This window comes from Bacillus basilensis (assembly GCF_050630465.1).
GTDB classification, from domain to species: domain Bacteria; phylum Bacillota; class Bacilli; order Bacillales; family Bacillaceae_G; genus Bacillus_A; species Bacillus_A basilensis.
On the sequence record NZ_JBNTQO010000004.1, the window covers coordinates 136,164 to 151,788 of the forward strand.

A 15,625-nucleotide genomic window follows, 5' to 3' on the forward strand; every position below is an offset into this window, starting at 1 on the left:
TTTTTATTTACGTGAAAAACCTTCTTCATCAAGGTATTCCGCAGCTTCTGGATAAGAGTTGAATGTACCGTCTAAGTTTACACCAGCGTACACGTTCCACATATCATCCTCTTGAATAAGAGTTAGGATGTGGCCATCTTCGTTCTTCCATTCTTCTTCTGCAGCAGGTTCCATTGGTGTAACAATTTCTTCTGGCTCCTGTGATAGACGTTCAATTACTTTTTCAATTAATGAACGCAGTTCTTCTTCTGAAAACTCACGGATGTTAATCATGCCTTTATCATCTGTTTTATAACCTTTAATGAAGTTTGCATATACAAAGCCGTTTCCATTTGGATGTAAGTGATAAACAACGTTCTTTTTATCTAAACGACTTTCTTCAAAGTGAAAGTTCACGCGTTTTAATGATACGTTTTTTCTTTCTAATTCAGGGAAAGATTCAATAATCGATAATTTTTCTTCAAAAGTTAGCATAGTGCCTCCAAATATATAATAAAAGATTTAATTTATCTATTATAGCATAGTTATAATGGTTTCCAAAGATGTGATGGGAGCTTACAATTGAATGCGTTTACGTCACGATACTGTAAAAAGTGGACTAACGAATGTATCTTTTTAGGTGTACAATGGAACGTGGACTTAATGTGAAGGTGGTTATTATATGTTTCAAAAAATAGCAAAGGAATGTTTAGCAGGTTTTACGGTTGCGATCGTTGCGTTGCCACTTGCCATTGCATTTGGTATTGCTGCAACAGGAACGTCTGAGGGAGCGCTAGTCGGATTGTATGGTGCGATTTTTGCAGGTTTATTTGCGGCGTTATTTGGTGGTACACCTGGGCAGGTTACGGGGCCAACTGGACCGATTACTGTTATCGCAACAGGGGTTATTGCGACGCACGGATTAGAGGCGAGTTTTATAGCCTTTATGATGGCGGGACTGTTTCAAATTTTATTCGGTGTATGCAAGCTTGGCTCTTACGTGAGGTACATTCCGTATCCTGTCGTTTCAGGATTTATGAACGGAATCGCATTAATTATTATTTTAGGTGAAATGAAGCATGTGCAAAATAGTTTTCTACTTGTCGTATTAACGATTATTGTAATGATTGTTTCTGGAAAATGGATTAAGGCAATTCCATCTAGTTTAGTTGCATTAGTTGGTGTGACAGCTATGCTTCCTTTATTTTCTTCTGCGTTAGAAGGACTTACAGTGAAGTTACCGATTATCGGAAACCTGTCATTAAATAAGGTGATTGAAAAGATTGGAACGATTCCAGAAGCGATGCCGACGCTTCATATTCCATCTTTAAGTGGAGCAGGCATAGCAGAACTTATTCTACCAGCGCTTAGTATTGCTTTATTAGGATCGATTGACTCGTTGTTAACATCGGTCGTAATGGATAATGTGACGGGTACACGTCATAAAAGTAATAAAGAACTGGTCGGACAAGGTATCGGTAATATGATGAGCGGATTGTTTGGCGGATTAGCAGGGGCAGGTGCGACTGTACGATCTATCGTTAATATAAGAAGTGGCGGTAAAACGGCGCTTTCAGCAAGTATGCATAGTGTTATATTATTTATTTTCATTATGGGACTTGGCTCGGTCGTACAATACATTCCACTTGCTGTATTATCAGGTATTTTAATTTTAACGGGTATTGGAATGTTTGATTGGGAAAGCATGAAGAAAATGCATGTAGCACCAAAAGGTGATGTCATAGTTATGCTCGTAACGATGGTTGTCACAGTGAAGTTTGATTTAATGATCGCTGTTGCGTTCGGAATTATTCTTTCTTTCATTATATACATGGTGAAATGTAAAGAACGTAAAGCTTCTATTGTAAAAGAAAAGGAAGCGACGTATACGATTCAAGGACCGCTCTCCTTCCTATCAGTAGACCGTATTTTTACTACTTTACAAGATGTGAAGTCACCGATTGTTTTACGTATGAAAGATGCGCGCTATATGGATGTATCAGGAGCTATGGCGTTATTGAATTTTATTGAGCAGTCGGATAAATCAGGAGTGAGTGTGACGCTAGAACAAGTGCCTACTCATATTGAAAAAACATTAGTAACGATGGCGAGTAATGAGCAGAGAGATAAATTACAGTTTGTAGAAGCTGATGTTATGTAAGGGAATGCCCTCGTATGAGGGTGTTTTTTTATTGTGTTTAATATCTGTATATAACGTTTTTTTGCGATTATTGACATTTATTAATCTTAGCAGTATAGTAACATTCTAGATTAGGTATGTGATATTATAATAATGTATATGAATTTTGAGATTCCTTTTTTTTAGAAGGAAGAGCTTTAAGCTGGAGGGAATAATTGATGTACAAACAGTTACCACATGGAGTGAAAATTGGGATTACACGCTCAATTGTTGTTTCTTTTGAGAAGTATATGAAAGAAATTGAATGGAACGAAGAAAAGTTTGATATGCAACAATTTGTTGAACAGTGGAAACAGTATTTATACACAAAATCAACTTGGATCAATAAAGTAGATGACGAGTTGAAAGGACATCCAGATTTCCATCAAGCATTGGCGATGAAAGTAAATGAAAAAATTAACGAGTTTATTAATGAAAAACCGAGCGAAGAGCAAGTGGAGCAATTAACGAGAAATAAAGTGAAGCATGCAGATGAAATGTGCAAATTAGAAGCCGAATATCATATTGAACGTTTATTAGTAACGAAATAAATTTTACATAAAGAAAAAGCCTGTCCGAAGAGATATGATGACCATCTTTTTGAACAGGCTTTTTTGTATGTAAAAGAAGAAGAGAGGTAGCTTTGGAAGCAACCTCTCTTTATGATTAGTCTTGTGGTACAAGTGCTTTCCAAGAAGATAGGTCTATATCTTCTTTTAATATAGATGAAGCAGGGAAGACAAATGACCATGGTTTCGTAGTGTTCGCTTTAATTTCAAGGTTAGGTAATGTGAAAGCGCCTTTAACAACAACTGCCCCCGTGGCATCCTCAATATGAAGAGGAAGTTGCTCTAGTTGAATGTTGTCTTTACAACCGTTACGAATAAGAAGCGTTGTATGTAAATCACCGTTTTCTTTTCTTGCAGCTTGCAGGCCTAGGAAGTTAATTTCACCTTCGCTTGGAGGTGTTAAATTGTCTACGAAATTACGTAAAGCTTCTTTGCTTACTTCAGGTAACTGAGCTTCCCAAGATGGATCTAAATCTAATGCATGCTTGCTTTCAAGTTCAAACGCTAATTCCCAATCTGTTTGCGATAATTCAGCATCTGTAATTGTCTCTTGCTCAAATGTAAAAATAAATGGCATATTTACATTTGCAGGAATATCTCCTAATGCAGAAAGGTTAAATGTTTTGCGTGCGCATAGTTTCTTCTCTTTATTTAGAAGAATTAATGTAACCTCTTCGAAAGAAATTGGTTTCGGAACAGTGCTGCGAATAAATACAGCTACGTCATAACCATTATCACGCTTTTCAATCTCAATTCCAGATAAAGAAATTTGATATTCTTGTAAACGTGGTAGTTCTTTATGTAAAAATTGATAGATGTATTTTTGTTCTTGCGCTACTGCACCCCAGCTAGGGTGAAAGTAAAGTGTTGGTTTTACAGTTTTACTTTCAGGGTTTGTTTCTTCTTGTCCAAATAATTGATTACTAGAGACAGTCGTATCTTTTCCGCTTTTCTTAGCTTTTTTTAGGAATGATAACATAATCTTTCACCTCGTTATTGTACGTTTTCAGGAACACCTAAATGTCTTGCAACATAGCGGCACATTTCTTTTTCGAAATTACCATATGTGTATAAAAAGATATCTAAACCTTCTTTTTGATAAAGACGAGTAGGGTCTTCTTGTTGATATTGTCTTAGCCCGATGCCTTCTTTTAAGTGGGTCATTGCATCTAAGTGATTTACCCAGTTCTGATCTAGGAAATGAAGGGCAACATATCGAAGCGACTCTTGTAAATCAGTATGGCTAGTTAGTTCATTTACGCGCTCTTTATAAAGAGATAATGTTTCTTTCAAAACGGATTGTAAATCTTCCGGTGAGTGTACATTATTCGCTGATAGTGATGGCATATTTTCTACCGGTAAAATTTCGTTTATATTTGCTGTTAAACTAGCAAAATCCCATTCTTCCGGAAGCATACCTTCTAAAAGATATTGCTTAGAAATGGCTTCTACAGCATGATCAATCATTGGAATAATAATTTCAATCATATTTGTATCTTCTTGTAACAAGTTATTACGTAATTTATAAATAACGTTACGTTGATCATTAATTACATCATCTAACTTTAAATTGTACTCACGCATTGAGAAGTGGCTACCTTCACAAATTAATTGTGTACGGTTCACGAAGTCATGCACTTTTGAAGTTAGAATAAGTCCTGTTTCATCTGTTTTCAGTGATTTAGTTAATTTCTCGACTTCTTCTTGTGCGAAACGTCGTAACATTTCATCTTCTAAAGAAAGGAAGAATTGAGAACTACCGGGGTCACCTTGGCGACCAGCACGACCTTTTAGCTGATTATCAACGCGTCTTGATTCATGGCGTTCTGTCCCAATTACATGTAATCCGCCAATTTCGTGAACACCCTCACCTAGTAAAATATCAGTACCTCGTCCAGCCATATTTGTCGCAATTGTAATTTGTCCTTTTCGTCCAGCAGTTGCGATTAAATCGGCCTCTTGCTCTACGCTTTTCGCATTTAATAATTGATATGTAATATTTGTTTCATCTAAGTAACGAGCAACGGTTTCAGATTGTAAAATAGACATCGTTCCAATTAAAATCGGGCGTCCTTGTTTATTGTGTTTTAGAACATCTTCACGTACAGCTTTATATTTAGCATCGGCTGTTACGTACACGACGTCATTTTTGTCTTCACGAATGATAGGACGGTTTGTCGGAATCGGCATAACTTCCATGTTATACACTCGGTTAAATTCTTTTTCTTCCGTTTTTGCTGTACCTGTCATACCAGATAATGCTGGATACATGCGGAAGAAGTTTTGAATTGTAATGGACGCCTGTGTTTGGTTTTCTTCGGTGATTTCTAGACCTTCTTTTGCTTCAAGAGCTTGGTGTAAACCGTCACTTAAAGAGCGACCATCCATAACACGGCCCGTGAAAATATCTACAAGTAGAATTTTTTCATCATGTACAATATAGTCAACATCACATTGGAAAGCGACATGAGCTCGTAATGCTTGAATCATATAATGATATAAAGTTTGATGCTCTAAATCATATAGGTTCTCGATATCGAATAAATCTTCTATTTTTGTAATACCGTCTTCTGTAAAACTAGCAGATTTCGATTCTGCATCGTACGTGTAATGAAGGGTATCCTGGAATGATTTAATAACTTTGGCACATAAATAGTGTAAATCAGAGCTGCTTGATTTCTTCCCAGCGATAATAAGAGGCGTCTTCGCTTCATCAATTAAAACGCTGTCAATCTCATCGATAATAGCAAAATGATAGGGACGTTGTACCTGCTCATTTTTTGAAGTAGCCATATTATCACGTAGATAGTCAAAGCCAAATTCTGTTCCAATACCATATGTAATATCAGCTTCGTAAGCAAGTTTCTTTTCGGCAGGATCGATTTGAGGAATATTCAATCCAACCTTTAAACCTAGAAATTCATGAACTTGGCCAATCAATTCTTTATCTCGTTTTGCTAAATAGTCGTTTACAGTAATAACGTGAACGCCTTTTCCTTCAAGAGCACGTACGTATGTTGGAAGAGAAGAAACTAATGTTTTCCCTTCGCCAGTTGGCATCTCTGCAATATTACCTTCCAATAGTACAAGGCCACCAATTAACTGCACATCGTAGTGGCGTAATCCAAGTACACGCTTTGCTGCTTCACGTACAACAGCGAACGCCTCTACTTTTATATCATCCACTGTTTTTCCATTATGTAGCATGTTTTTAAATATGATCGTTTTATTACGTAATTCTTCATCAGATAAATCAGATAGTTTTTCTTCTAGATTATTAATGTCTTGAACAAGTTGTTCATATTTTTTTAGTTTTCTCTTTTGAGAATCTCCTAACAGTTTTTTTACCGAATTCAGCATGTTGTAAACACTCCTCTTACTGACAATAGCTACATTATAGCACATGTTTATACTGAATAAGTAGAAGTAGTAAATTGAAGAAAAAACTGGATAAAAATAAGAAGTTATTGCACATACTATATTTAAAACCTAGAAAGAAAGAGAGTATTCAATATATAAGAAATTTGGTATGATAGCTAAATGAGATAAAGTGAAATTTTTCAAAAAAGAGAAGAATATAGCTATCTCGTTTTATGATGTAGTATGTATGTAAATTATATATTGAAAGAAAAGAGCTAGAAAATGAATAATAAGTTTGTGAAAGGCGCTGCGATTTTAACGATTACAACGTTTTTATCGAAAGTGTTGGGAAGTTTTTTTCAAATCCCATTACAAAATATAGCAGGAGATGAAGTGCTTGGGATCTTCCGCCTTGTTTTTCCTGTATATATGATAGCTTTAACTTTATCAGTAGCGGGAGTACCGCTAGCTATATCACAGTTAATCGCTGAACTTCATGAGAAGAATGATAAAGATGGGATTGCTAAACTATTTACGTCAGCATCTATTATTGGAGTAATATTTGGGGTGCTTGGATTTTCGGTTATTATGATTGGATCAAGTATGTTTGCAAATATGCTTGGTGGACAAGATACGAGAATCCCATTAATTGTTACCTCGTTTGCTTTATTAATTGCACCATATATGGCGGTATATCGAGGGTATTTCCAAGGTTTTGGAGATATGATTCCTACCGGGGTGTCACAAGTAATTGAGCAGTTCATTCGTGTTTTCTTTATGTTAGCAATTGCATTCTTATTTGTATATTGGAATAAAGAGAGTGATATTGTAACAGGCGGCGCAATGATTGGTTCTTGCCTTGGGGTAATTACGTCACTTATCTATTTGAGATTGAAGTATGTAAAAAGTATATATCGTTATAAAAGTAATACATATTCACTGCAAGATTTTAAAGATAATGCAAAAAAAATACTTCGGGTTTCGATTCCAATTGCAATTGGGGCATTATCGATGCCGGTGTTAAATTTAGTTGATTCTGTAACGATTCCACATATGCTACATGGATCCACTACAATGATTCAAGAACAATTTGGTATATATAGTCGTGGCTTTGCGTTTACACAATTAATTGTCGTGTTTGCAAGTGCGATGGTATTTCCGTTAATCCCATTGTTAACTGCTGCATTAACAAAGAAAGATATAGCGTTAGCAAAACAAACAATTGAACGAACAAATGAGCTTGCTCATGTTTTAACAACACCGATAACAATCTGGCTCATGGCACTTGCAATCCCGTTAAATGTTGGATTGTTTACAGATGCTAAAGGGAGCGGAATGTTAGCTATTTTAATTGGTAGTTCGTATTTCACATCACTTATGGTATTATCAATAGGAATTTTGCAAGGAATTAACCGTTCTAAGCAAGCGGCGTGGATAGTTGTTGGAGCGAGTTTTGTAAAAGTCATATTAAATATAGTACTCGTAAGTCAATTTGGCATAACTGGTGCGGCTTATAGTACACTTATCATATATATCATGATTTGTATCGTAAATTATATATACATCCGAAAAGAATTGGCTTATTCGATTCGAGTGAGGAGATTTTTTGCTGTAATTGGAGTATCTAGTATAGTAGGTATAGGATTGTATTTCACATCTACTTTAATAAATGTGGTAGATTCTAGATTTATTGCAATAATATATAGTGGTTTAGCATTTTGTGTGGCCTTGTTCATATATGGCATATGCGCATTAAAGTTGAATTGGATATCAAAAAAGCAAATTCCATTTTTACGTAAGTAAATTTGTTCATAAATGAGTATGGCTATTTATATGTTTGTGAAAGAAATCAATTTAAAGTTATCCAACTTTTCTTATTAAAGAGTTGATAGCAATTTGTTGAATGACAAAAAGTTGATTGCGAAATGTTGGAGGAGATTAAGAGTGCGGTTAGTTTTATCAGGATATTATGGTTTTTATAATGTTGGGGACGAGGCAATTTTGCAATCAATTATTAAAGCGCTACATGAAGAGGATCCTACTCTTGAGCTTGTTGTACTTTCGAATGACCCCGACTATACAAAAAAAATGTACGGTGTAGAGGCAGTAAATCGCTGGGATATAAGAGCGATTTATAAGGAAATCAAGAGAAGTAATGGCTTAATTAGCGGAGGGGGAAGTCTCCTTCAAGATAAAACGAGTATTAAAAGTATTTTGTACTATACAGGTATTATGCGGATTGCTCGTTTTTTGAAGAAGCCGTATTATATTTATGCGCAAGGAATCGGCCCAATTACGAAAAGACAAAATCGTTTATTAGTGAAATGGCAAGTATCAAAAGCGGAATATATATCAGTTCGTGATGAAGATTCATTTTTGTATTTAAAAGAAATTGGTATTAAGAAAGATATCGAACTAGTGCCAGATCCAGTATTGGCATGTCAACCAGAAGGAATGAAGTCGGAGTGGCTACAAAAACATTCGATTCAAGGGAAAGTAATTGCAGTTAGTGTGAGGTATTGGGACGCGAAAGAAGATTATATGAAGAAGCTAGCAGATACGCTGAAAAAATTTAAGCGTGATGGATACCATATTTTATTCGTACCAATGCATGGACCGTTTGATCAAAATGCATCACGCGATATTATTAACTTAATGGGAGAAGAAGCTCATATGCTTCCGTATAAGCTGGATATTCATGAGAAAATTGCAATTTTGTCGCAATGTTCGCTTCTAATAGGTATGAGACTTCATGCACTCATACTATCTGCGGTTGCTAATATCCCTATGGTTGGTATTTCATATGATCCAAAGATTGATTCATTTTTACAACAAGTCAATCAGCCAATCATCGGAAACGTAGATGGTGACTGGACAGCTGAAACTTTGTATAATGTGGCAGCGAAGCAACTAGAACAAAAAGAATATGTGCAAGCAACGTTGGAACAAAGAGTAGAAGAATTGCGAGAGCAAATTTCAACAGCATCTCGATACATCATAAGTGACTTGAATTCAAAAGAGTTTAAAAAAAGAGGAATGGAATCTTAATTTAAGAGGACATCCTCTTTTTTATTTTTTGAAAAAAAGAAAATGTCGAAAGAAAAAATATATTTGTAGAAAAATGTCGAAATATATAAGCGGTTTTAAACATAGGCTCATAAAAAAGAAGTTTGAGAGAAGATGTATGTTTTAAAATCCTAACATTAATATATAGGGAATGTTAGGATTTAGCGTTTTATTTAGTAAATTATAAGAAAATAGGTATGGTAATTTCAAAAAAACGAACGGTAAGAAAAAAGTCGAATCATATAAAAATATGGTGTCGATTAATGTCGTAATATCTTTATAGTTAAATATTGAAATTGGAATTGTTTTTCTGTTATAGTTGTAAATGGTTATAAGAAGATTGTTGGAAATGTAATTCTGACGCGTTTTACTATTTATTTAAAATATTCTGATTTTGTAATCTGGGTTTTTTAAAATGAAAGTCGAAAAAACGCTCGTTTAGAATTGTGAAAATTCACTTTTTTGTCGAATTTGAGATTTTAAATTGGATGAAAAGGGTGTATGATTTCTTTGTGATTCTTTAATATGGGATATTCTATTATTCTGTATAAAGAATATTTTAACCACATTTATATCTACTAGTTTCAAAAATAAATAGAATATCTATTTAAAACATTATGGAACTAGTATTACATTCCTAAGGAGGAAATATATAAAATGGCAAAGACTAACTCTTACAAAAAAGTAATCGCTGGTACAATGACAGCAGCAATGGTAGCAGGTGTTGTTTCTCCAGTAGCAGCAGCAGGAAAATCATTCCCAGACGTTCAACCTGGTTCTTGGAGTGCAGAGTACATTGATTATTTAGTAGCAAAAAAAGCAATCGAAGGTAAACCAGACGGAACATTCGCTCCAACTGAAGCAATTGACCGTGCTTCTGCTGCGAAAATCATGGCAATTACATTAGGTTTAGAAGTTAAAGATGGTGCAAAACCAACTTTCAAAGATGCTCAAGATTCATGGGCTGCTAAATATATCGCAGCTGTTGAAAAAGCTGGTGTAATTCAAGGGGACGAAACTGGTAAGTTTAACCCAAATAACCAAATTAACCGTGCTTCTATGGCAACAATGATCGTAAAAGCATACAAATTAGAAAGCAAAGTAAGCGGAGAATTAGAAACTAAATTCTCTGATTTAGAAAAGCACTGGGGCAAAAAAGCTGCTAACATCTTAGTTGCTTTAGATATCACTAATGGTACTGGTAATGGTTGGGAGCCAGATAAAGCTGTAACTCGTGCAGAAGCTGCTAAATTCATTGCTAAGACTGACAAAGAGTTCGGTACAGAAGCAGTAACAGTTGAATCTGCTAAAGCAGTTACAACTCAAAAAGTAGAAGTTAAATTCAGCAAAGCTGTTGAAAAATTAACTAAAGAAGACGTTAAAGTAACTAACAAAGCTAACAACGATAAAGCACTAGTTAAAGAAGTAACTTTATCAGAAGATAAAAAATCTGCTACAGTTGAATTATATGGTAACTTAGCAGCTAAACAAACTTACACTGTAGATGTAAACAAAGTTGGTAAAACAGAAGTAGCTGTAGGTTCTTTAGAAGCAAAAACAATCGAAATGGCTGACCAAACAGTTGTAGCTGATGAGCCAACTGCATTACAATTCACAGTTAAAGATGAAAACGGTACTGAAGTTGTTTCACCAGAGGGTATTGAATTTGTAACTCCAGCTGCAGAAAAAATTAATGCAAAAGGTGAAATCACTTTAGCAAAAGGTACTTCAACTACTGTAAAAGCTGTTTATAAAAAAGACGGTAAAGTAGTAGCTGAAAGTAAAACAGTAAAAGTTTCTGCTGAAGGTGCTGCAGTAGCTTCAATCTCTAACTGGACAGTTGCAGAACAAAATAAAGCTGACTTTACTTCTAAAGATTTCAAACAAAACAATAAAGTTTACGAAGGCGACAACGCTTACGTTCAAGTAGAATTGAAAGATCAATTTAACGCAGTAACAACTGGGAAAGTTGAATATGAGTCATTAAACACAGAAGTTGCTGTAGTAGATAAAGCTACTGGTAAAGTAACTGTATTATCTGCAGGAAAAGCACCAGTAAAAGTAACTGTAAAAGATTCAAAAGGTAAAGAACTTGTTTCAAAAACAGTTGAAATTGAAGCTTTTGCTCAAAAAGCAATGAAAGAAATTAAATTAGAAAAAACTAACGTAGCGCTTTCTACAAAAGATGTAACAGATTTAAAAGTAAAAGCTCCAGTACTAGATCAATACGGTAAAGAGTTTACAGCTCCTGTAACAGTGAAAGTACTTGATAAAGATGGTAAAGAATTAAAAGAACAAAAATTAGAAGCTAAATATGTGAACAAAGAATTAGTTCTGAATGCAGCAGGTCAAGAAGCTGGTAATTATACAGTTGTATTAACTGCAAAATCTGGTGAAAAAGAAGCAAAAGCTACATTAGCTCTAGAATTAAAAGCTCCAGGTGCATTCTCTAAATTTGAAGTTCGTGGTTTAGAAAAAGAATTAGATAAATATGTTACTGAGGAAAACCAAAAGAATGCAATGACTGTTTCAGTTCTTCCTGTAGATGCAAATGGATTAGTATTAAAAGGTGCAGAAGCAGCTGAACTAAAAGTAACAACAACAAACAAAGAAGGTAAAGAAGTAGACGCAACTGATGCACAAGTTACTGTACAAAATAACAGTGTAATTACTGTTGGTCAAGGTGCAAAAGCTGGTGAAACTTATAAAGTAACAGTTGTACTAGATGGTAAATTAATCACAACTCATTCATTCAAAGTTGTTGATACAGCACCAACTGCTAAAGGATTAGCAGTAGAATTTACAAGCACATCTCTTAAAGAAGTAGCTCCAAATGATGATTTAAAAGCTGCACTTTTAAATATCTTATCTGTTGATGGTGTACCTGCAACTACAGCAAAAGCAACAGTTTCTAATGTAGAATTTGTTTCTGCTGACACAAATGTTGTAGCTGAAAATGGTACAGTTGGTGCAAAAGGTGCAACATCTATCTATGTGAAAAACCTGACAGTTGTAAAAGATGGAAAAGAGCAAAAAGTAGAATTTGATAAAGCTGTACAAGTTACAGTTTCTATTAAAGAAGCAAAACCTGCAACAAAATAATTAAAAATCATTTGATACATTAAATGATTAATAAAAGCTTATGAGAAAATAGACAAAAGTCTATGAGTATCATAGGCTTTTTATTTTGATTTTATTTCATGTACATTTGAGATTGAAAGGAATAGTTTTATTGAGAAACAAATCGAAAACGTTTTCAAAAATAGAAGAATACCTCATCGATATGTAAATTATTTGTAAATTAAAACCTTTTTTTGTTAAAAAATCATTCGAAAAGAAGAATAAAATGTCGAATTATAATATTTTTAGTCAAATAAAGTCTGAAAATTGTATTTATTGTAAAAAATATTTAAGTGATGAAGTGGAAATATGTGCTATAATTCCAATTGTGTATTCGATATGAAAAATATACGAAGCGCAGTGAGAGTGGTTTATAGGAAAACAGTGTATTCATTTCTATATTTAAGTATTATTGACATCCTAATAATACGATTAAAAGACTGAATTATCAGAATGTGTCGAATCTTCTTTTGAGAAAGTTCTTGATAACGAATAGTTTTGTATAGTATGATGAACTTGTTTCAGAAAATGGTATTTAAACCTTATATTTACATCTGACGGTTTGTATCATTTTGTTATGTGAACTACTTTTCATTATAGTATTTTTGTTTATGTTTTTATTGTTTTTATGGCTTTTCTAACTAGCTAGTTTTCTAATTTAATATGATGTGAAACTAGTAGCATATTCCTGAAGGAGGAAATTTATAAAATGGCAAAGACTAACTCTTACAAAAAAGTAATCGCAGGTACAATGACAGCAGCAATGGTAGCAGGTGTTGTTTCTCCAGTAGCAGCAGCAGGTAAATCGTTCCCAGACGTTCCAGCTGGTCATTGGGGATTAGATTCTATCAATTACTTAGTAGATAAAGGTGCAATCGAAGGTAAGCCAGATGGTACATACGCTCCAGCTGAAGAGATTGATCGTGCTTCTGCTGCGAAAATTATGGCAATTACATTAGGTTTAAAAGTTGAAGAGGGTGCACAACCATCTTTCAAAGATGCTAAAAATCATTGGGCTTCTAAATACATTGCAGCTGTTGAAAAAGCGGGTGTTGTTAGAGGTGATGGTAAAGAAAACTTCTCTCCAGATAAAAAGATTGACCGTGCTTCTTTCGCTTCTATGATCGTAGGTGCTTATAATTTAAAAGATAAAGTTAACGGCGAGTTAGTTACAAAATTTGAAGATTTATTAGATCATTGGGGTGAAGAAAAAGCTAACATTCTAATCCACCTTGGACTTTCTGAAGGAACAGGAGGAAACAAATGGGAGCCAAATAAATCTGTATCTCGTGCAGAAGCAGCTAAATTTATCGCAGTAGCAGATAAAAAGTATGGCAAAAAAGATAATGCACAAGCATATGTAACTGATGTGAAAGTTTCTGAACCAACGAAATTAACATTAACCGGTACTGGTTTAGAAAAACTTTCTGCTGATGATGTAACTCTTGAAGGAGACAAAGCTGTTGCAATCGAAGCAAGTGCTGATGGTACTTCTGCAGTTGTAACACTTGGTGGTAAAGTAGCTCCAAATAAAAATCTTACTGTAAAAGTGAAAAATCAATCATTCGTAGCGAAATTCATATACGAAGTGAAAAAATTAGCAGTAGAAAAACTTACATTTGATGATGATCGTGCTGGTCAAGCAGTTGCTTTCAAATTAAACGATGAAAAAGGTAACGCTGATGTTGAGTACTTAAACTTAGCAGACCATGACGTCAAATTTGTAGCAAATAACTTAGACGGTTCAGCAGCAAACATCTTTGAAGGTGGAGAAGCTACTTCTACTACAGGTAAACTAGCTGTTGGTATTGAGCATGGTGACTACAAAGTAGAAGTACAAGTTACAAAACGCGGTGGTTTAACAGTTTCTAACACTGGTATTATTACAGTGAAAAACCTTGATACACCAGCTTCTGCAATTAAAAATACTGTATTTGCGGTAGATGCAGATAAAAACGGTGTAGTATACGGTAATAAATTGACTGGAAAAGACTTCAAACTAAACAGCCAAACGTTAGTTGTTGGTGAAAAAGCACAAATCCATAACGTAGTTGCTACAATTGCTGGAGAAGATAAAGTAGTTGATCCAAACTCAATTAGCATTAAATCTTCAAATCACGGCATTATCTCTGTAGTAAACAACTACATTACAGCTGAAGCTGCTGGTGAAGCTACACTTACTATTAAAGTAGGCGACGTTACAAAAGAAGTTAAATTCAAAGTAACGACTGATTCTCGTAAATTAGTATCAGTAAAAGCTAACTCAGATAAATTACAAGTTGTGCAAAGCAAAACATTACCTGTTACATTCGTAACAACTGACCAATATGGCGATCCATTTGGTGCTAACACAGCTGCAATTAAAGAAGTTCTTCCGAAAACAGGTGTAGTTGCAGAAGGTGGATTAGATGTAGTAACGACTGACTCTGGTTCAATCGGTACAAAAACAATTGGTGTTACAGGTAATGACGTGGGCGAAGGGACAGTTCACTTCCAAAATGCTAACGGTGAAACGCTAGGTTCATTATATGTGAACGTAACAGAAGGTAACGTAGCATTCAAAAACTTTGAACTTGTATCTAAAGTAGGTCAATATGGTGCATCACCTGATACAAAACTTGACCTAAATGTTTCTAACACAGTTGCATATCAATTATCTAAGTACACTTCAGAGCGAGTATACTCTGATCCTGAAAACTTAGAAGGTTACGCAGTTGAGTCTAAAAACCCGGCTGTAGCTGAAGCTAAAATTGATGGAAATAAAGTTGTTGTTAAAGGTTTAAAACCAGGTAAAGTTGACATCCACTTAACGAAAAATGGTGCAACTGCTGGTAAAGCGACAGTTGAAATCGTTCAAGAGAAAATCGCTATTAAATCTGTAAACTTCAAACCAGTTCAAACAGAAAACTTTGTTGAGAAGAAAATTAATATCGGTACTGTATTAGAGCTTGAGAAGAGTAACCTTGATGATATCGTAAAAGGTATTAACTTAACGAAAGAAACACAACATAAAGTACGTGTTGTGAAATCTGGTAACGACCAAGGTAAACTTTATCTTGATACAAATGGTAATGCACACTTCGATATATTTGATCAAGAGCTTGGTCATGTGACAGTATCTCAAACAAGTGATTCTGTACTTCCAAACTTCAATCCAGACATTTACAATACTTTAACTACTAAGTACACTGACAAAGGTACATTAGTATTCAAAGTATTAGGCGAGAAAGATGTTCTAACAAGCGAAATCGGTTCACAAGCTGTACACGTGAACGTGCTTAACAACCCAAATCTATAAGTCGATTATAGATAAAATGAAAAATCAGTGGGGATGAATCCCCACTGATTTTTT

Annotated in this window: 9 protein-coding genes; 6 read left to right on the forward strand and 3 right to left on the reverse strand. The window is 34.7% G+C overall.

All coding sequences use genetic code 11. The features are described 5' to 3' along the window. Positions 1 to 3 precede the first annotated feature (3 nt). Complete coding sequence (locus ACQVV1_RS10035; RefSeq protein WP_000955002.1) at positions 4 to 474, reverse strand: hypothetical protein; 471 nt, start codon at positions 472 to 474, stop codon at positions 4 to 6. 187 nt (positions 475 to 661) lie between these two features. Here ACQVV1_RS10035 and ACQVV1_RS10040 point away from each other — a divergent pair, with 187 nt between their 5' ends. Continuing rightward, positions 662 to 2,140, forward strand: coding sequence for a SulP family inorganic anion transporter (locus ACQVV1_RS10040; RefSeq protein WP_098555811.1), 1,479 nt, complete (start codon positions 662 to 664; stop codon positions 2,138 to 2,140). A gap of 197 nt (positions 2,141 to 2,337) precedes the next feature. Continuing rightward, positions 2,338 to 2,709, forward strand: coding sequence for a hypothetical protein (locus ACQVV1_RS10045; protein ID WP_060629718.1), 372 nt, complete (start codon positions 2,338 to 2,340; stop codon positions 2,707 to 2,709). A 115-nt stretch (positions 2,710 to 2,824) separates the two neighbouring features. Here the strand turns inward: ACQVV1_RS10045 and ACQVV1_RS10050 are convergent, their stop codons facing one another. Next, positions 2,825 to 3,706, reverse strand: a complete 882-nt coding sequence (locus ACQVV1_RS10050) for an accessory Sec system S-layer assembly protein (RefSeq protein ID WP_431168817.1) — start codon at positions 3,704 to 3,706, stop codon at positions 2,825 to 2,827. 14 nt (positions 3,707 to 3,720) lie between these two features. Then, complete coding sequence (gene secA2, locus ACQVV1_RS10055) at positions 3,721 to 6,087, reverse strand: accessory Sec system translocase SecA2 (RefSeq protein ID WP_431168818.1); 2,367 nt, start codon at positions 6,085 to 6,087, stop codon at positions 3,721 to 3,723. Between the two features lie 282 nt (positions 6,088 to 6,369). On the opposite strand from secA2, the gene ACQVV1_RS10060 reads away from it, so the two are divergent. The 4 genes from ACQVV1_RS10060 to ACQVV1_RS10075 all read left to right on the forward strand — a co-directional run bounded on the left by ACQVV1_RS10060 (position 6,370) and on the right by ACQVV1_RS10075 (position 15,571). Continuing rightward, positions 6,370 to 7,890: a putative polysaccharide biosynthesis protein gene (locus tag ACQVV1_RS10060; protein ID WP_431168819.1), complete on the forward strand. Its 1,521-nt coding sequence runs from the start codon at positions 6,370 to 6,372 to the stop codon at positions 7,888 to 7,890. A gap of 141 nt (positions 7,891 to 8,031) precedes the next feature. Continuing rightward, a complete protein-coding gene (csaB, locus tag ACQVV1_RS10065; protein WP_063222066.1) occupies positions 8,032 to 9,135 on the forward strand; it encodes a polysaccharide pyruvyl transferase CsaB in 1,104 nt (367 codons plus the stop codon). 675 nt (positions 9,136 to 9,810) lie between these two features. Further along, positions 9,811 to 12,255 carry an S-layer protein Sap gene (gene sap, locus ACQVV1_RS10070; protein WP_242256707.1) on the forward strand — a complete coding sequence of 815 codons (2,445 nt, stop codon included), beginning with the start codon at positions 9,811 to 9,813 and terminating at the stop codon, positions 12,253 to 12,255. A 727-nt stretch (positions 12,256 to 12,982) separates the two neighbouring features. Further along, positions 12,983 to 15,571 (forward strand): S-layer homology domain-containing protein, encoded by a 2,589-nt coding sequence (locus tag ACQVV1_RS10075; RefSeq protein ID WP_242256709.1) that lies wholly within the window; start codon positions 12,983 to 12,985, stop codon positions 15,569 to 15,571. Positions 15,572 to 15,625: the final 54 nt, after the last annotated feature.

Excerpts from the sequence above, each read along its gene's own strand:
- ACQVV1_RS10035 (WP_000955002.1), bottom strand. The coding sequence starts at position 474 with ATGCTAACTTTTGAAGAAAAATTATCGATTATTGAATCTTTCCCTGAA.
- ACQVV1_RS10040 (WP_098555811.1), top strand. The coding sequence starts at position 662 with ATGTTTCAAAAAATAGCAAAGGAATGTTTAGCAGGTTTTACGGTTGCG.
- ACQVV1_RS10045 (WP_060629718.1), top strand. The coding sequence starts at position 2,338 with ATGTACAAACAGTTACCACATGGAGTGAAAATTGGGATTACACGCTCA.
- ACQVV1_RS10050 (WP_431168817.1), bottom strand. The coding sequence starts at position 3,706 with ATGTTATCATTCCTAAAAAAAGCTAAGAAAAGCGGAAAAGATACGACT.
- secA2 (WP_431168818.1), bottom strand. The coding sequence starts at position 6,087 with ATGCTGAATTCGGTAAAAAAACTGTTAGGAGATTCTCAAAAGAGAAAA.
- ACQVV1_RS10060 (WP_431168819.1), top strand. The coding sequence starts at position 6,370 with ATGAATAATAAGTTTGTGAAAGGCGCTGCGATTTTAACGATTACAACG.
- sap (WP_242256707.1), top strand. The coding sequence starts at position 9,811 with ATGGCAAAGACTAACTCTTACAAAAAAGTAATCGCTGGTACAATGACA.
- ACQVV1_RS10075 (WP_242256709.1), top strand. The coding sequence starts at position 12,983 with ATGGCAAAGACTAACTCTTACAAAAAAGTAATCGCAGGTACAATGACA.